18 protein-coding genes and 1 pseudogene are annotated in these 16,561 nt (G+C 68.3%); 8 read left to right on the forward strand and 11 right to left on the reverse strand.

Annotation, left to right across the window (positions count from 1 at the left end; genetic code table 11):
• Positions 1–2 precede the first annotated feature (2 nt).
• A complete protein-coding gene (locus ACYVF7_RS37220) occupies positions 3–725 on the reverse strand; it encodes a hypothetical protein (protein ID WP_460349954.1) in 723 nt (240 codons plus the stop codon).
• Between the two features lie 151 nt (positions 726–876).
• Here ACYVF7_RS37220 and ACYVF7_RS37225 point away from each other — a divergent pair, with 151 nt between their 5' ends.
• From ACYVF7_RS37225 to ACYVF7_RS37245, 5 genes are all read left to right on the forward strand, one after another.
• The gene (locus ACYVF7_RS37225; protein WP_460349956.1) at positions 877–2,235 is read left to right on the forward strand and encodes a hypothetical protein; all 1,359 of its coding nucleotides are present in this window, start codon (positions 877–879) and stop codon (positions 2,233–2,235) included.
• Between the two features lie 322 nt (positions 2,236–2,557).
• Complete coding sequence (locus ACYVF7_RS37230) at positions 2,558–2,935, forward strand: integrase core domain-containing protein (RefSeq protein WP_460349958.1); 378 nt, start codon at positions 2,558–2,560, stop codon at positions 2,933–2,935.
• Positions 2,936–3,190: 255 nt separating this feature from the next.
• Entirely contained in the window at positions 3,191–4,405 is a 1,215-nt protein-coding gene (gene efeU, locus ACYVF7_RS37235; RefSeq protein ID WP_460349960.1) for an iron uptake transporter permease EfeU, read from the forward strand.
• 34 nt (positions 4,406–4,439) lie between these two features.
• Complete coding sequence (locus ACYVF7_RS37240) at positions 4,440–5,315, forward strand: imelysin family protein (protein ID WP_460349962.1); 876 nt, start codon at positions 4,440–4,442, stop codon at positions 5,313–5,315.
• Positions 5,312–6,739 carry a Dyp-type peroxidase gene (locus ACYVF7_RS37245; RefSeq protein WP_460349964.1) on the forward strand — a complete coding sequence of 476 codons (1,428 nt, stop codon included), beginning with the start codon at positions 5,312–5,314 and terminating at the stop codon, positions 6,737–6,739. The genes ACYVF7_RS37240 and ACYVF7_RS37245 overlap by 4 nt, the downstream gene beginning before the upstream one ends.
• On the opposite strand, the gene ACYVF7_RS37250 is transcribed toward ACYVF7_RS37245, so the two are convergent.
• From ACYVF7_RS37250 to fbp, 4 genes are all read right to left on the reverse strand, one after another.
• On the reverse strand, positions 6,648–7,214 hold the full coding sequence (locus ACYVF7_RS37250; RefSeq protein WP_460349966.1) for a site-2 protease family protein: 567 nt from the start codon (positions 7,212–7,214) through the stop codon (positions 6,648–6,650). The two genes, ACYVF7_RS37245 and ACYVF7_RS37250, sit on opposite strands and share 92 nt — an antisense overlap.
• A gap of 310 nt (positions 7,215–7,524) precedes the next feature.
• Positions 7,525–8,331, reverse strand: coding sequence for a slipin family protein (locus ACYVF7_RS37255; protein WP_460349968.1), 807 nt, complete (start codon positions 8,329–8,331; stop codon positions 7,525–7,527).
• 159 nt (positions 8,332–8,490) lie between these two features.
• Positions 8,491–8,976: a DUF2267 domain-containing protein gene (locus ACYVF7_RS37260; RefSeq protein ID WP_460349970.1), complete on the reverse strand. Its 486-nt coding sequence runs from the start codon at positions 8,974–8,976 to the stop codon at positions 8,491–8,493.
• Entirely contained in the window at positions 8,973–10,142 is a 1,170-nt protein-coding gene (gene fbp, locus ACYVF7_RS37265; protein ID WP_460349972.1) for a fructose-1,6-bisphosphate aldolase/phosphatase, read from the reverse strand. The genes ACYVF7_RS37260 and fbp overlap by 4 nt, the downstream gene beginning before the upstream one ends.
• Positions 10,143–10,535: 393 nt before the next feature.
• On the opposite strand from fbp, the gene ACYVF7_RS37270 reads away from it, so the two are divergent.
• The gene (locus tag ACYVF7_RS37270; protein ID WP_460349974.1) at positions 10,536–11,282 is read left to right on the forward strand and encodes an HAD family hydrolase; all 747 of its coding nucleotides are present in this window, start codon (positions 10,536–10,538) and stop codon (positions 11,280–11,282) included.
• Between the two features lie 54 nt (positions 11,283–11,336).
• Here ACYVF7_RS37270 and ACYVF7_RS37275 read toward each other — a convergent pair whose 3' ends face one another.
• Positions 11,337–11,759: a CBS domain-containing protein gene (locus ACYVF7_RS37275; protein WP_460349976.1), complete on the reverse strand. Its 423-nt coding sequence runs from the start codon at positions 11,757–11,759 to the stop codon at positions 11,337–11,339.
• Positions 11,760–12,042: 283 nt separating this feature from the next.
• On the opposite strand from ACYVF7_RS37275, the gene ACYVF7_RS37280 reads away from it, so the two are divergent.
• Entirely contained in the window at positions 12,043–12,906 is an 864-nt protein-coding gene (locus ACYVF7_RS37280; protein ID WP_460349978.1) for a universal stress protein, read from the forward strand.
• 208 nt (positions 12,907–13,114) lie between these two features.
• Here ACYVF7_RS37280 and ACYVF7_RS37285 read toward each other — a convergent pair whose 3' ends face one another.
• The 4 genes and pseudogenes from ACYVF7_RS37285 to ACYVF7_RS37300 form a co-directional block, all read right to left on the reverse strand.
• Entirely contained in the window at positions 13,115–13,609 is a 495-nt protein-coding gene (locus ACYVF7_RS37285; protein WP_460349980.1) for a universal stress protein, read from the reverse strand.
• Between the two features lie 734 nt (positions 13,610–14,343).
• Positions 14,344–14,913, reverse strand: coding sequence for a hypothetical protein (locus ACYVF7_RS37290; RefSeq protein WP_460358335.1), 570 nt, complete (start codon positions 14,911–14,913; stop codon positions 14,344–14,346).
• 60 nt (positions 14,914–14,973) lie between these two features.
• A pseudogene (locus ACYVF7_RS37295) lies at positions 14,974–15,048 on the reverse strand (hypothetical protein); the annotation flags it as partial.
• Positions 15,049–15,571: 523 nt separating this feature from the next.
• Positions 15,572–15,724, reverse strand: coding sequence for a hypothetical protein (locus tag ACYVF7_RS37300; RefSeq protein WP_460349982.1), 153 nt, complete (start codon positions 15,722–15,724; stop codon positions 15,572–15,574).
• 124 nt (positions 15,725–15,848) lie between these two features.
• Between ACYVF7_RS37300 and ACYVF7_RS37305 the strand changes: the two genes are divergently transcribed.
• Complete coding sequence (locus ACYVF7_RS37305; RefSeq protein ID WP_460349984.1) at positions 15,849–16,172, forward strand: hypothetical protein; 324 nt, start codon at positions 15,849–15,851, stop codon at positions 16,170–16,172.
• A gap of 42 nt (positions 16,173–16,214) precedes the next feature.
• Here the strand turns inward: ACYVF7_RS37305 and ACYVF7_RS37310 are convergent, their stop codons facing one another.
• Positions 16,215–16,556, reverse strand: coding sequence for a helix-turn-helix transcriptional regulator (locus ACYVF7_RS37310; protein ID WP_460349986.1), 342 nt, complete (start codon positions 16,554–16,556; stop codon positions 16,215–16,217).
• Positions 16,557–16,561: the final 5 nt, after the last annotated feature.

Consider the following 16,561-nt stretch of genomic DNA (forward strand, 5'->3'; position numbering starts at 1 on the left):
CCTCACAGGTCCAGGTAGGACAGCGTCGCCAGCACGGCGGAGCGGCTGTCGGTGTGCGGGGCCCGCCAGTGCGGGATGTCGTATCCGGCCCAGCCCTGCAGCAGGCCGGGCCCGTGCGGGTGCTCCAGATGCTCGAAGCCCTCCCCCTCGGGGAAGATTCCATGCTCGGCGACGACCTTGCCGAGCACGTCCGGGTAGACGGCCCGCAGGCCCGGCGCCCAGCCCATCGGGGCGAGGTTGCCGGTGAGGGCGAGCCCGACCGTGAGCGTGGACTTCACATCATCGGTGTGCAGGCCCTGGAAGTCGCCCTCGTTGTAGGTGACGTAGACGCACCCGAACGGGACGAGCCGCCGCATGCCTGTCATCTCGCGCAGCACCAGCAGCAGCGCCTTGTCGGTCAGCAGGTCGTGAAGCACCGGCCCGCCGGCGGCCATGTGGCAGTACGCCGGCGCCGCGAACGATCCGTCTCTGTGTCCGGAGGTCTCGGCCCGCTCGTACGGCTCGGACTGCCCGACCCGCTGCGCGGCTTCGGCCTCAAGGGCCTCGAACCGCTCGGCGGGCAGGAAGCCCGGCACGCGGACCAGACCCTCCTCCTCCCATACGGCGCGTGGTGTCGTCGTCTCGGCCATCGCCACCGTCCCCTTTCCGTTGTCGTCGCGGAGTGGCTTCAGCAAGGAGCAGGGACCGATCTGGGAGAAGACGGCGCCGTGTTGACGTTCACGCATGCCCACCCGAGATGTGCTGTCCGATGCCCATACCGCGATGCTCAGCTGCGACGATGGGGCGCGCAATTGGCAGTCTCCCGCAACCACCTTGCGGGTAGTCCGCAACCGCCGATCCGCTGTACGTGCGATGGGCCCGTGTTACTTTGCGCGCGTGGACTCCACGCGCCGCGAGGAAATCGCGGCCGAGCTCCGCGCCACGGCCGCCGCCCAGGGCTGGACGCCGTGGCAACTGGCGCAGGCCGTTCACGACAAGGCCCAGACGCCGACCCTGTTGATGGCCTGGCGACTGGCGATGGGCCAGCGCCAGGCGGACGTGGTCGCCGGCCTGCGGGGCTTAGCCGCCGACGAAGAGATCAACTGCGGCCTGACGACGCAGCAGCTGTCCCGATGGGAGAACGGCCACGAGCCGCCCGGCCCGACCTACCGGCCGCTGTTCGGGTTGTGGTATCGCACCACCTTGAATCGTCTGGGCCTGACGGATGACCATCCGATCGTTACTCTGATAAAGGACGCCGTCCCGGCCGAGGAGGTCCCAGTGAGACGCCGCGAATTCTTCCAAGCCGCGGCGGTCACGCCGATCCTGGCCCACCTCGAACGAATCCGGGCACAGATGGACTCGGGCCTCCGGCACGTCCTGCCCGCCGCCGACGTCGAGCACTGGCACGAGGTCGCCACAGGCCACGTCGCCTCCTACGGCCAGTTCGCCCCCCGGGACCTGCTCAACCGGCTCGCCCCCGACCTGGAGGAGATCGCCGGCCTCATCGAGCGCTATCCCCGAGAGAAGGATCTGCTGCTCGTCGCGTCCCGGCTCGGCGGATTAACAGGCGCGCTGTGGACCGACCTGGAGGACGAGCGCCATGCCCGCGCCTGGCTGCACACCGCTGACAGGTACGCCGCCCAGGCCGGCGACACCACCCAGCGGTACTGGATCGCGATGGCCCGCGCCATGACCGCCATGTACGGCCCACAACCCGCCGCCGTCCTTCCCATCGCCGCACGCGCCCGCGCCGAACTCGGCAACGCGCCATCCGCGCCAGCCGCCCAGCTCGCCGGGCTCGCCGCCCGCGCACACGCCAGTCTCGGCCCAGCACGCGCCAAGCAGGCCCGCGCCGAACTCCGCCGTGCGGAACACCTCGCCGGGCAACTCACCGCCACCCAGACCGGAGAGCAATTCTTCGGCTTCCCCGAGCGCGAACTCGCCGCCTACGCCTCCTGGGTGCTCACCGCAGTCGGAGACACAGGGGCATGGACGGCGCAGGACCGCGCGCTGGCCGGATACCCCGCCGACGACCCAATGGACCGGCCGCTCATCCTGCTGAGCCGCGCCCGCCTGCTGGTCGAACGCCGGGAAGCCGCCGAAGCAATCCGTGTTGCCGGTGACGCGATCACCACGATCCCCGCACAACTGCGAGTACCGCTGTTGATGACACAGGCCAGCAGGACCGCCACCGACCTCGAACCGGTCTCGCCCAGCCACGCACGAGAGCTTCGCGAGCGCCTAACCGCGTAGAGGCTGCCGCCAGCGTGAATCGCTGACCCCATGGCGGGCCTTCTCGTGGAGCAGCTGCGCTCACGCCACTCGGCACGGCCGCTCCGAGGGCGCGGGCTATGGCCCGACGGGATGACCGCCAGTCCCTTTGAGGCCTGTGGGTGCCCGGAATTCGGCGACCGGGCGTGACCTGGGGTTTTCCGTTCGGGATGCGGGCCCTGCCTGAGGGCGGCAGGATTCCGGTTCGTGGCTTTAGGCGTGACCACCAGCCCGTGCGAGCCGAAGGGATCCGGGTGGTGCTCACCGCGCCGCAGGCTCCACAAATGAACGCGATCATGGAACATTGGATCGCGGTATACGCCGTGAACTCCTGGACCGGGTCCTCATCATGAACCCCCGCCACCTACGCAAGGTCCTCGCCGAATACGAGGAGTATTTCAACGAGCATCGGCCCCACCAGGCCCTGGACCAAGCCAGCCACTGGGGCCACTGCCGAACCCCGTCGACGCTGGCACCGAGGTCATACGCCGAGACCGGCTCGGCGGTCTCCTGCACGAATATGCCCAGGTCGCATAGGGGCAGCCGAGTTACGGGCACCCACAGGCTCCTTCGCCCTCTGGCAGCTCCGTATGAGCCAGGCGAGAGGCGCCTGCAGACACCGCCGCCGCTTCGTATCCGGGCATTGCGCGAAACGGTGTCATCGGTCACGAGGGACGTATGAGGTATCTCTGAAGTGCAGAGGAAGCCCCGTCGGGCGGCATTCCTGACCGGGCGCATCAGCAGCTCACACGAGCCGATCAGAGCGCAGCTCGGTCAAGCGGCGGTCAGCCGGCCGCCCGCCGAAGGCTCGGCGACCGCCACGTTCGCCGCAGTCCGCTCCGCCGTGAGTCAAAAGGCTCGATGCCACGGGTCATGGCAGGGTAAATGCATCTATGTGCCCACATGTGACGATGTTGACTTAGGTTAGCCTAACCTCATGCACTTTGGGTGGTCGGTGGCGTTTCCGAACGTGCTGATCGGGCTGCGTGAGGGCCTGGAGGCCGGTCTTGTCGTCTCGATCCTGGTGGCGGCGATGCGGCGGCTCGCCCCGGAACGGTCCCTTGCGGCCGTGTGGACCGGGGTGGCCGGTGCCGTCGCGGTCAGTTTCAGCTTCGGCGCGATCCTGACATTCACTGAGACGTCGATGTCGTCCAAGGCGCAGGAGGCGTTCGCGGGCGGGCTCAGCGTGGTGGCGGTCGCGCTGGTCACGTTCATGGTGTTCTGGATGCGCCGAACCGCCCGTTCACTCAGCGGGGATCTGAAGGCCAAGGTCGGCTCGGCGCTCGCGGTGAGCCGTACCGCGCTGGTGGTCACGGCGTTCGTCGCGGTGGCTCGCGAGGGCCTGGAGACTGCGCTGTTCATCTGGACGAACACCCAGACGGCCGGATCGGATCTGGCGCCACTGGCCGGCGCGGTGGCGGGCCTACTGATCGCGACCGTGCTGTGCGCGGGCATGTACCGCCGGGCCCTGAAGATCAATTTGAGCCGGTTCTTCACCGTCACCGGAGTGATGCTCGTCGTCATCGCGGCCGGCGTGCTCACCTACGGTCTAAAGGACCTGCAGGACGCCGGAATCGTGACCAGCGCGACGGCGTTCGACGCGAGCGGCTGGGCACCGTCCGGCACCTGGTGGGTGCAGATCGTTCAGGGAGTGCTGAACCTCACGCCGCAGATGACATGGCTGCAGGTGATCGCCTACGTCGCCTACCTCGCCACCGTCATGACGCTGTTCCTGCGGCGAACCCGCCCGGCGACGCCGCCCACCACGGCCGCCGCGACGGCGACGGCCCCCGCGTCCGGGACCGGCGCACAGGCGTCCCCGGGCCCCGCCGCAGTGGCCGCGCCCGGCTCTGCCGGAGCCTCTGATGAGACGGGAATCGGTGCGCCGAGGAGAGGCCGGCCGCGGCGTCATGCGGTTGCGGTGGGCGGCGTGATCGTGCTCGTGCCCGCGTTGGTCGCCGGGGCGATCGTTGCGACCAGGTTCCACTCCGCGGCCAGGTCCGGGCAGAAGATCAGCTTGTCGGAGCGGAACTGCGCCGGCCGATGGGACGCGCCGAAGGCGGGCCACTCCACCTTCGTCATCTCGAATCAGGGCGGCCGTGCCGTCGACATCGAGCTGATCTCGGCCGGGCACGACGGCGATCACCGCTGAGATCGAGGTGCTCGGTCCGGGCACGACACGGGACTTGTCGGCGGACCTGGCCGCCGGCCGGTACGCCTGGCGGTGCGCCTTCGACGGCATGCCCGCCCGCCTGTCATCGGCCGCCCTCGTCACCGGACACGGTACGAGCGGGCAGGTTCGGCTTCCGGTGACGCAGGCGGACATGAACGCCCCCCTTTCCCGATACGCCTCGTTCGTCGCCGGCCAACTCGGCTTGTTGAAGCATCAGGTCGCAGCATTGCGGGCCGACCTCGCCGATGGGGATCTGGGCAGGGCCCGCACCGATTGGCTGACCGCTCACCTGACCTGGCACCGGATCGGTGCCGCCTACGACGCCTTCGGCGACGCCGGCAAGGCCGTCGACGGGCTGGCCCAGGGCTTGGCGGGCGGCGTGCACGATCCAGGCTTCACGGGCTTCCACAAGATCGAATACGACCTGTGGCACGGCGTCCCGGCCTTCCGGATCACCGCCGAGGCGACCGCCCTGTCCAACGCCATCGACGACCTGGATGCGAAACTGCCCGCCTTCACCTTCGACGCCAAGAACGTCTCCACCCGCGCTCACGAGATCCTGGAGGACACGCTGCGCTTCCAGCTCACCGGCCAAGACGACTACGGCAGCGGCACCAGCATGGCCTCGGCCCTGGCCGACCTGGAGGGCGAACGCACTCTGCTGAACATCCTCGCCCCGCTGATCAACGCCCGTTCCCCGTATCTGGTCGCCTCCGCCACCGCCGACTTCGACACCCTCGAACAGGACATCAACGCCACCCGGCACGACGGCCGGTGGGCAGCGATCAAAGACCTGCCTCTCCCCCGACGCCAAGCGGTGAACGCCGCGATCGGCCAGACCCTGGAGACGCTGGCGCCCGTGCCGGACCTGCTGGAGATCCAAAAATGAACCCAGACCGTCGCAAGTTCCTCAAAGGCGCCGGAGCCGGCGTCCTGGGCGGCGCGATCGCCGGAGCGACCACTGCCGGTGCGATCGCCACATCGGCCGAGGCAGGCCCCGGGATCGGCCAGGAGCCGGCGCCGCGCGTACGGTTCCACGGCCCCCATCAGGCCGGCATCTTGACCCCAGCGCCCTCCAGCGCGGCGTTCGCGGTCTTCGACATCGTCGGTCACAGCCGCACCGGCCTCATCGAACTGATGCGGGCCCTCACCGACCAGGCACGGTTCCTCACCAGCGGCGGCACGCCCCTCGACCCGGGGCCGGCCTCCCCACCCGCCGACTCCGGCATGATCGGCCCCACCATCAACCCCAACGCCCTGACCATCACCGTCGGCGTGGGCGCATCGTCGTTCGACGACCGATTCGGCCTCGCTGCGCAAAAGCCCAAACGGCTCAAGCCGATGACCACCTTCCCCAACGACAACCTCAACCCCGCCGAATGCCACGGCGACCTGCTACTGCAGATCTGCTCCGCCAGCACCGACACCACCTTCCACGCCCTGCGCACGATCGCCAAACACACCCGGGGTGCGATGCAACCGCGCTACCGCATCGACGGATTCACCTCCCCGCCCCGCCCATCGGGAACACCCCGCAACCTGCTCGGTTTCAAAGACGGCATCGCCAACCCACCCGTCCACGATGACGCCACCGCGCGCCGGCTGCTATGGGCCGCCCCCGACGAACCCGCCTGGGCCGCCGGCGGCACCTACCACGTCATGCGGATCATCCGCATGTTCATCGAGTTCTGGGACCGGGTCTCCCTCAACGAACAAGAGAACATGTTCGGCCGCCGCCGCGACACCGGCGCCCCACTCGACGGCAGCGCCGAAACCGACATCCCCGCCTACGCCAAAGACCCCAAAGGCGCCGTCATCCCACTCGACTCCCACATCCGCCGCGCCAACCCGCGTACCCCACAGACCGACGACAGCCGGATCCTGCGCCGCGGCTACAACTACGACCGCGGCATCGACACCAACGGCAACCTCGACGCCGGCGGTCTTCAACTGCTTCCAGCAGGACCCCATACGCCAGTTCGAGGCGAACCAGCGGCGACTCGTCGACGAACCCCTCGTCGACTACATCAGCCCCACCGGCGGCGGCTACTTCTTCACCCTCCCCGGCGTCCGCGACACCACCGACTGGTACGCACGCCCCCTGCTGACCGGAAGATGACCGGCCCCCGGCAAGGATTGCAGCGCCGGTATGGGCCGGTCGATCGGATGACACCGATCATCGCCGCTGCCGCCGGTGCCCTGGCGCTCAGCCCAATCCAGATCACCGACCCGCTCCGCGTCCAAGGTGATCGGCACTGGTCCCGAGCGCCCGGAACGCCTGGGCCTGATCTTCCCTCGCGGAGGCCCAGATGATGAACCAGCCGACGAGCGATAGCCACAGTCCTCCCGGCTGCCGCAAGACCATGACCTCCGCCAGCCCGGCACCGATGAGCACCGCACCCAGCACTTGGCCGGCGCCGGTCGCGACACGGTTCGCACGGCCACGGTCGCCACACCACATCCAGATCAGCGCCCGCAGGATCCGGCCCCCGTCCAGCGGAGCCCTGGGCAGCAGGTTGAACACGGCCAGGAAAACGTTCATCGCCCCGGCCCATCCCAACGCCGCCATGATGATCGCCGGGCCGCTGCCGGCTCCGACCGCCATGCCGGCACCGATGAACCCGGCACCAGCGGCCAGGCTTGTCATGGGTCCGGCGGCCGCGATCAGGAAGTCGGCCCGCACGGTTCCCGGCTCGCCGCCGAGCTGCGCCACTCCGCCCAGCATCCACAAGGTGATGGAACGCACCCGGATGCCCTTCTTGCGGGCGACGAGGGCGTGCGCCCTCATGGGCCAGAAGCGAGGCCAGGAACAGGGCCGCTGTCGGTATCGCCACGGCCCAGTAAAGCGCCGCGGGCCGGCCGGGGTCGGTGCTCGGGAGCAGCGAACCGGCCAGCATTCCGGCGATCAATGCCAGGATCACGAAGACGGACCAATCAGCTCCCACCGGAATGCCCGCCACGTGGCCGAGCCGCAGGCTCTGCCTCATCCTCGCTCCTCGCCGAACACGGTTTCCCCCTCGCGCTTCCGCATGGCGATGAAGGCATCGCTCCGGTGTCGGCTCCTTTCACTGTCCGGACTCCAGCGGATGCGGCCGACCTCATCGCGCGGACGCGGGCGTTACCGGTCCTCTGACGGTCTCGAGTTCCTGGAAGGGTTCGCCCGGTTCCGGGTGCTCGCTGCCGCGCCGGGCGATCTCCCGTGAGATGAACTGGGACAACGCGCGGGTGCTGTCGAGGAACTGTGCGGGGAAGACGATCGTGGAGTTCTTCTCTACCGCGATCTCCCCGAGCACCTGCAGGTTCCGAAGCTGCAGCGCCACCGGATGGTCGGCGATGACGTCGGCGGCCTCGGCGAGCCGACCGGCGCTGAGCGCTTCCCCCTCAGCCGCGATGATCTTAGCGCGTTTCTCCCGTTCGGCCTCCGCCTGACGTGCCATCGCCCGTTGCATCGTCTGGGGCAGTTCGATGTCCTTCAACTCCACCAGCAGGACGTAAATGCCCCACTGGCGGGTCGTACGATCCAGGATCTGCTTGATCGACTCGTTGAGGGTCTCGGTATCGGTGAGCACCTGATCCAGCAGGGAACGGCCCACCACGTTCCGCACCGTGGTCTGGGCGATCTGCCCGATCGCGGCTTGGACGTTCTCGATCTCCACGATCGACTTCACCGGATCGACGCGGCGGAAGTAGGCGACCGCCGCCACCCCGATGGAGACGTTGTCCCGGGTGATTATCTGCTGTGACTGGATGGGCATCGTGACCGTGCGCAGGCTTACCTTCCGCATCCGATCCACCAGCGGAATCATGAACCGTAGCCCAGGCTCGCGAACATTCCTGACCTTCCCCAGTCTGAACACCACCCCGCGCTCGTACTGCCGCACGATCGCCACTCCGAGACTGGCCACCTGACATCGCCTCCTCCCCAATTCCAGGCTGGAGGCGAGAGATGCCGCCGGACAGGGGCAAAAGCCCCTTCGACGTAGGCTGGAAGACCCGGCCGCCTGCGTCGACGGGCCCGGCCTTCCACAAGATCGGCCAGGCGACAAGCCCCTGATATCGGCCGGTCAACTGCCGTTCTCTCCGCCCGGCTTGAGCAGCGCGCGTATCTCGGTCGGCAAGAAGCCGAAGGCGTGCCCGACCGCGCCCGGCTCGACGTGGAAGAGCACGACTTCGGTCACGATGGCGGCCGCCTTGGGGACGTCCTCTCGCCCGATACCCGCCTCGTCCGCGAACCGGGCGGCGAATTCGTGCACGTCGTACTTGTGCGGTACGTGGCTGGGGTTCCAGCCGTCGTAGTACATGCCACGGATGGGGTCGGGTAGCTGGGCCGCCAGGTGAGCGGCGGCTTCGACCGTCAGACGGTCGCGCAGGGTATGCGACCAGGCGCGCAGGACGCGGTAGGCGAGGCGGCGATCCTCGGTTCCGAACGCCAGCGGTTCGTGCTGTGAATACCTCGATCGAGACTGTCGATTCCCGTGAACGACATCGATCTCCCTCCTCGTGAGCCGACTCGACGGGCTCGCATGAGCACCCGGGCCGGGATGCTTCACGCCGGTGGACCGGCGGTGTGCGTCAGGTGTTTCCGGCCTCCGGCCGGTGCGGGTGCGCGTGCGGGGGTGGGCTCGCCGATGGGTTCCCAGCGGTCGGCGATGCGGGTCTCGATCTGCGGCATGGTGGTGTACTCCAAGTCTTCGATCGGCAGCCGGTGCGGCTCGAACGGACCATGTCGGCGCAGGTAGTCCATAGCGAGATTGGCCTGGTGGCGTGCCTCGTCGAAACAGGGATCGGCGAACAGGTCCCGCGGGCCGATCAGCTTTCCGTCGTGGATCTGGAAGCCCAGTGCGACCACCCGCGGCGGGCCGTCGAAACGGGCCGGGTGCGCGTGGCCGACCGAGACCGGCATGAACGGAGCATGGTGAGAGCCGCGCATGCAGCCGGCGACGGTGTAGGCGAAGGTGAACGGCTCGAGGACCTCACCGATGGCCGGCAGTCCGGACTGGGCCCGTACGATCATCACCGGGTCGTCCTTGCCGACATATTTGCCGGCGATCAGCGACAGCCGCTGCGTGCTGGTGGCGGCCGCGGTCTCGCCGAGGGTCTTCGACCGGACGCCGTGCACGACGTACCGGGCAGGCGAGCCGATGAACATCAACATGTCGTACAGCTCCGCCGGGCAGTCGAAGAAGATCCTCTTCTCCTCGAACAGATCGTAGACCTCGAAGACGAACCCCGCGTGCATCTTCGAATCGATCACCAGCCCGGCGGTGTTGAACGGGTCGGCGAACATCTTGTACAACGGGAGGTTCCACGCCCCGGGCTCGGTCTTGTCCGCCAGGAAGCACACGACCGGCTCCGACGGACGCTCCTCGAACTGCAGCTCGGCGTAGCCGGGCCCCATCCCGCGCAGATTGCCGGAGAAGGCATCGGACAGCAGATCCTGGCCGGCCCCGTACAGGCCCAGCTCCCGAGCGACGTTGGTGGTCGTCTGGAAGGTGTCCCACGCGAACGAATGGATCAGTTCGCTGTCGGCGCCGTAGCCGTGCGCCATGATCAGCGATATGTCGTCACCGCAGGCAGCGACGTGTCCGTCGATCAAAAGCTCAGTCTCGACGGCTCGATCAATCGCGTGCCGGGCCGCTGTCATCATGTCCGGGTGAACGGCCGAATGACCGACGAACCCGCCGGTGTCGGCCTTGATGATGCTCAATGTGATCATGAGGACCACCCCCCTCTCCTTCCAACCCTCAGCCAGGCCGTCCGGCCGTTTCAGAGACCGTCGTCCCGAGAGGGGCAGGACCTTCGGCTCCGATATCGGCCACCGCACGTCCCGGTCGGCGAACGGCGCCTCGCCGCTCTGGGGCCTCAGGCCACCGGAACAAACACGCCACGAGCGGGACCTTCGGCATCAGGCGTAAGTCCGGGTGGCCCTGATGACCAGGACCTATGGCTCCTGCCAGGCATGGCACGGCTGTCTAGCGTCCGAAGAGAGCCTCAAGGTTTTGGTGGTCGCGAATCCCGATCCGAGAGACCTTCGGGTGAGCCCGGCACCGTAGTCGGCAGCAGCGCACCATGGTCTCCCCGTCCGACGGCGCGCGGGACGGAGTCCGTCATGAACAGCAGACCGGACGACCTGGTACTCGGTGATGACATCGTCGCGGTCGTCTTCGGAGTCGATGGTGTGATCATCGATATCGCCCGGCCTTGCGCCGCCGCGTGGAAGTGGGTGCTGGATCCGTTCCTGCGCTCCTACGCGCTGGTTCGGGAGGCCGAGTTCACGCCGTTCGACATCGATGACGACTACATGCGGCACATGTACGCCAAGTCGCGGCTGGAGGGCATTCGCGACTTTCTGACGTCGCGCGATGTCACGTTGACCTATGACGATCTGCGTGGCCTGGCGTGTCGCGCGGAAGAGGTGTTCCTTGCCCATGTCCGGTGCCACGGAATCACCGTGGTGGACTCAACGGTCACCATGATCCGCGCGGCACGCCGTCGCGGAATCCGGACGGCGGCGATCTCCGCCGACCGGCACGCCACGGAACTGCTTTCCAGCGCGGGCGTCGCGGATCTGTTCGACGTACGGCTGGACGGCCTTGACGCGCCCGGGGTCAGGCTGCTCGCCCACTGCGAGCCAGGTCTGCTGCTGGAGGCGGCTCGGCGGTTGGACGCACCCGCGATGCGGACCGCCGTCGTCGATGAATCGCCGGCAGCCATGTCGGCCGCACGGCGCGCGGGGTTCGGCCTGGTGGTCGGCCTCGATCGCATCGGCCGGGCCGCGACGCTACGCGGCCAAGGCGCGGACGTCGTCGTCACCGACCTGTCCCAGGTACCGGTCCTCGAACCCGCCATGGCTTGAGCACGAACAGTCCAGCGGCGGCGACCACGCTCGGAGCCGCAGCCGTCTTAGACGTCAGTGTGACGTGCTGGAGATGGCCTCCACCAGTTCACCGACCTTGTCCTGGGGCAGCTTCGCCGCGAGATCGGCCTGGCTGATGATGCCGACCAGTTCTTCCCTTTCCATCACCGGCAGGCGGCGGATGTGGTGTTCGGCCATCTGGTGCAGGACATCCCCGATATCCGAGCTAGCGTCGACGGACCAGACCTCGCCGTGGATGAGGTCTCCCGCCCGGACCTCCGATGGATTCCTGCCCTGCGCGATGGCCTTCACCACGATGTCACGATCGGTGATGATCCCCTTCAACCGGCCGTCCTCGCCGCATACCGGCATCGCGCCCACATCCAGCTCGGCCATCCGCCTGGCCGCCGCAGTCAGATTCTCGTTCATTGCCAGGCACTCGCACCCGTGGTGCATGACTTCACGTGCGGTCGTCATGATCGACCTCCCCCTTGGTCCCCTTGCTCGAATCCTGCTCTCCCTCGGCCGGGGCGAAACGTTCCGGATATCAGCTTGAATGCGTGCTTATCCTGACGTGCGGTCCAGAGCCGAACGGGCCGACGCGGCTCCAGAAGGCCGCTCTTCCGCATGTGCGACGAAGGTCCCTGGCGGTATACCGGCTGGTGGGCCGACGATGAGGTCGAAGAGAAGAGCTGAAACATGACCGGTGCCACGCCAGTTCGTCCGCGCGGCATCGGCCGATCGCATCAGGGGGTTCGCCGTGCCGCGGCGTTCGATCGTGGTGGGAATCGACGGCTCGGCGCCCAGCGAGGCGGCACTCGAGTGGGCAGTGCATGAGGCGTCTCTGCGCGGCGTCGGCCTATGCTTGATCCACGTCTTCCCCTCGGCTCCCAGCGTTCTCTCCGAGCCCGGCCGTGCCCAGAGCTGGGAGGACACTCAGCGGCTGGCCGACGAGCGGCACCGGAATGCTGAGAAGATCGCACCCGGCGTGCATGTGCGCAGCGAGGTCATCGCGGACGGTGCGGCCGCCACGCTGATCGAGCGATCCACCGATGCCGGGCTCGTCGTCCTCGGCAAGCGGGGGCGCGGTGGTTTCCGCGGATTGCTGGCCGGATCGGTCGCGCTGCAGGTCGCCGGACACGCCGACTGCCCCGTCGTGATCGTCCATGCCGGATGGCGACCACCGATCGATGACCGGGAGATCGTTGTCGGGGTCGGCGGCGACACCGCGCTACGGGAGGCGTTCGCCGAAGCCGAACTCCGTGGTGTCAGACTCCGCGCCGTACGGGCCTGGCAGCCACTGGTCGCCGCCGGCCCGACCGGGATGGTGCCGATGGGAACCACCATCGCGGAAGTCGAGCGGAACGAGCAGAGCCGGCTCGCTCAGGCTCTGCAGCCCTGGAGGGAGGAATATCCGCGTGTCCGGGTGGTCGAGTCGATCGTCTGCGACCGTGCACGCCACGCGCTCATCGAAGCGGCGGGGAACGCGGAGCTGCTCGTGATCGGAGCGCGTGAGCGCTGGGGCACGCATGCGCTGGCGCTGGGAACGACCGCCCACGCGGTCGTCCACCACGTCGACTGCCCGATACTGATCGCCCGCGACCGTCCACAGCCATCGGCTTGACGTCGGCTCCTGCGACTCGCGGAATCTCCTCCACGACGTGTCCGGTCCGGGTTTCACCGGCTGAGCCGGTGGGCGGCGGCTCCCGGTAGCAGCCGACAGCGCCGCGGGCCCGAGCGAGCTCCTGACGTCTTCCTCCGATACCTCGGCGAAGTCGGCGTAGCAGTCGGCGATCGTGACCAGATCTTCGCGCGATACGGCCAGCCCGGAGTCAAGATCGGCCAGTGATTCCTGATCGGGATGAGACGCCCGGCGGTTTGCCGGGGACCGTGACCACCGGGCATGGCGCGTAGGACAGGCAGTAATGGCCGACCGAGCCGGCCGTGAGGCGTCGCCTGCCGGGGTGATCGTGCGTCGCCAGGACGAGCAGCGACGCGTTGCGAGCGAGTTCGACGAGGATGGGACCTGGCGGGCCTTCGAGGATCTCGATGTCGGCGCTGATGTCCGGGGCGGCCTCGCAGAGCGCCTGTTCAATCGAGGTCCGGCACGCGGCGACCGCCACCTGACGTTTCTGCTCACGTTGGTCATGGCTGAGCGAGGCAACCTCGCCGGGCGCCAGTTCCCAGGCATGGATGATGCGCAGTCTGCTGCCTTGCAGGCGGGCTTGGTCGACAGCCCAGCGCAGCGCCGCGGTCTTGGCCGGCGATTCGTCGATGCCTACCAGGATCGGTGCGGGCTCTGTGCCGAAGGCAGTGGTATCGGTCATGATCGTGATCACCTCTGTGCAGAGCCGTTTACGCTCTCAACGGAGCGAGATGGACGATGAACCACTCGCGCGCGAGTTCGGCGACCGACCGCACAGCGACGGGTTCGTCGAGCAAATGGCGGGGCGCCGATGCGACGCACTCGCCCCACTGGCCGCATCATCGCCGGGCTTTGCGCCGACTCTCATCCCGGTGCGGGTCGGTAACGAGCACCAGTTCGTGAGCGCGGCGAGCGACCTCGGCGACCGTCTTTTCACCGGGCTCGGCCAGCGGGCCTTTCTCGAGTCCGTGCGCCAGCAACCGGATCACCTCGGCGACCGCCTCCGTACGCGGCTCCAGCCGGGATACACGTTTCTCAAGGTCGGTCAGGGCCGACTCCCGATCCCTCTGATCGCCATGTCGGATCATCAATGCCCCCTAACCCCTCATCCGTCTCGCCCTGGCCCGTACCTGTTTCCAGGCTCCCGCCCAGGGCGGAGAGGGCCCCAGGGTCTTTTGTCACCAAACCCCCCGTCGGCCAGCTCCATGCAACTCGTGATTCGCCTCGGGAAGATCCGATTTCCGCCGCGCTTCGATCCCGTACGACTCGGCGACGCCGTTAAGGTGCCGACGAATTCCGTCGCCTGCCCGTACGGCGACGACGCAGAACGGCGCCCCGGTCCTGAGCGTCGGCGGTGTTGTCAGAAGGTCGCGGGGACGCCGACGGATGCGACGGCGCGATCGCGTTCTTCGTCGTTCAGGACTCCAGGACGGCGTGGCCGTCGACGGTCTCGTGTTCGACGAGCATTCCCGCAAGCCGGTCGAGAGCGGGCCGATGAGCCCGAAGCATGCCCAGGGCTCGGTCCTGGGCATGCCGGAGCAGCCGCATGATCTCTTCGTCGATGTTCCGCTGCGTCTGCTCGGAGTAGGGCCGCCGCAGCGCGTCCTCGGGCGCGCCGCTGAGATACCTCGGTTCTCCGGAGGCGTAGCCCACGGGCCCGAGAGCCGGTGACAGGCCGAACTCGCGCACCATGCGGGTCGCGATCTGCGTGGCGCCGGCCAGGTCGTCGGCGGCACCCGTGGACCCTTCACCGAAGACGATCAGTTCGGCCGCCCGGCCGCCGAGCCGTACGGTGAGCAGATCGGTGAGATAACCCTCGCTGTAGAGGCGGCGCTCGGCTTCGGGGAGCTGCTCGGTGACACCGAGGGTCATGCCCGCGGGCAGGATGGTGACCTTGGCGACCGGATCGGCGTGTTCGCACAGCGCCGCCAAGAGCGCGTGCCCGGACTCGTGGACGGCCACCGCGTGCCGTTCCTCGGGCAGCAAAGCGTTCGAGGTCTCCCGGCGGCCCAGCAGGACGCGGTCGCGCGCGGTGTCCAGATCCCGGGCCTCGATGATCGTCCGGCCGGCACGGACCGCGTTGATCGCGGCCTCGTTCACGAGATTGGCCAGATCCGCCCCGGAGAATCCCGGCGGACGCCTTGGCTCACCTCATTTGCGGGGCCCGAGCGGTCACGAGACGGTGAGGGGCATGTGCCCCGTGGGGGCGTGGCCGCGACCGCGCGTTGACCTTGTGGGGCGGCCGTACCCGAACGGTCACGCCCCTCTTATTCTGCACGTTACGTTGTCCAGCCTCCGGGCCTGAGGGCTGGGCCCCGGCGGGTGTCCGTACCCCGGAGCCCGGCCCTCTCATGTCTTCCCCTGCGATCACCCGGTCGTGAGGAAAGGCATGTGTTGATCAACATCTGTCGGAACCCCAAACCCGGCGCGACGTTCCCTGCGAGGAGCGTGTTCGATACTGATCATGAGGCTCATTCCCCTGGTCGTGGCCGGATACTCCGCCAGCAGGGGCCGGTCTTGTCACGTGAAGCCGGGGGTGTTTTCAGGCGACGGAGTGGGAGACGACTCCGGTGTAGGTGCCGGCGTGGCGCCGAACAGGTGAAGGGCGAGCCCGAGAAGGGTCGCCGAGGACCGCCACCGCGGCTCAGACAACGGGCTGGCTCACCGCGCCGGTGTAGGTGCCCGAACCCGCCAGGGAGGGGATATTGACCACGAGGGTGGGGTTCCAGGTGGCGGAGTTGTCACCGGCTCCGGTCGTCTTGCTGAACACGGTCCGGGACACGTTCAGTGACTGCACGGCCGCTGCGTTGGACTGCCCGGCAACGAAGGTCCCAGTTCCGGTGGTGGCAATGGGCACCTGAGGGTGTTGGAAGGGGGCGTGCGAAATGGCTGGTGCGGTGGTCGCGGCACGGTGGGACGCGGTGACGACCAGCACGGCTGAGGTCGTTCAGCATCTGCAGGAGGTGCTTGGGCCGGACCTGACGGCGTTCATCGCCGGAGTCGGCCGAAGGACAGTGAGTCGCTGGGCCGGTGGCCGAGATCCGAGCCGGGAGAGGCAGGCGTGTCTTCGGGCGGCCTATCAGATCGTTCGCCTGTTGGAACGCGAGCACGACGCGGAGGCGGTACGTTCCTGGTTCGCCGAGGTGAACCCGGAGCGGGATGGCCGGCGGCCCGCCGCGGCGTTGAGCCAAGGCTGGTTCACACGAGTTCTGGCTGCCGCGCGGGCATTCGCCGAGACACGCTGATGGGGGCGGCGGAGTGATCCGTCGGCGGTTTCGCCTATGGCGTTAGGCGCCCCCCGGCGCCGGCTCGACTCCCCCAGACCATGGGGCGGCGTCTGCCTGGTCGTGGGCGGTGAACAGGCGAAGGAGGCGTCCGGCGTCTCCGTGCAGGGCGTGGCGTGGGTCGATGGCGTAGTGGTTACGGCGGCCGATGCGGGTGCGGGTGATGTAGCCGGCGGTCTGCAGGTCAGTGACGATGGCGCCGGCGGCGCGTTCGGTGACGCCAAGGGCGGCGGCGAGTTCACGCACCAGCACGTCGGGGTCGCGGGCGATGGCGATCAGGACGCGGGCGTGGTTGGTCAGGAACGTCCACCGGCGGCCGGGCCCGGGTGGATCGCCGGGTTCCATCGCGT

This window comes from Actinoallomurus acanthiterrae, from assembly GCF_054775715.1.

What these genes read in the sequence shown, in the direction of transcription:
- ACYVF7_RS37275 (WP_460349976.1), bottom strand. Translation starts at nt 11,759, where the DNA reads ATGACGACCGCACGTGAAGTCATGCACCACGGGTGCGAGTGCCTGGCA.
- fbp (WP_460349972.1), bottom strand. Translation starts at nt 10,142, where the DNA reads ATGATCACATTGAGCATCATCAAGGCCGACACCGGCGGGTTCGTCGGT.
- ACYVF7_RS37245 (WP_460349964.1), top strand. Translation starts at nt 5,312, where the DNA reads ATGAACCCAGACCGTCGCAAGTTCCTCAAAGGCGCCGGAGCCGGCGTC.
- efeU (WP_460349960.1), top strand. Translation starts at nt 3,191, where the DNA reads ATGCACTTTGGGTGGTCGGTGGCGTTTCCGAACGTGCTGATCGGGCTG.
- ACYVF7_RS37285 (WP_460349980.1), bottom strand. Translation starts at nt 13,609, where the DNA reads ATGACCGATACCACTGCCTTCGGCACAGAGCCCGCACCGATCCTGGTA.
- ACYVF7_RS37310 (WP_460349986.1), bottom strand. Translation starts at nt 16,556, where the DNA reads ATGGAACCCGGCGATCCACCCGGGCCCGGCCGCCGGTGGACGTTCCTG.
- ACYVF7_RS37270 (WP_460349974.1), top strand. Translation starts at nt 10,536, where the DNA reads ATGAACAGCAGACCGGACGACCTGGTACTCGGTGATGACATCGTCGCG.
- ACYVF7_RS37220 (WP_460349954.1), bottom strand. Translation starts at nt 725, where the DNA reads ATGCGTGAACGTCAACACGGCGCCGTCTTCTCCCAGATCGGTCCCTGC.
- ACYVF7_RS37250 (WP_460349966.1), bottom strand. Translation starts at nt 7,214, where the DNA reads ATGAGGGCGCACGCCCTCGTCGCCCGCAAGAAGGGCATCCGGGTGCGT.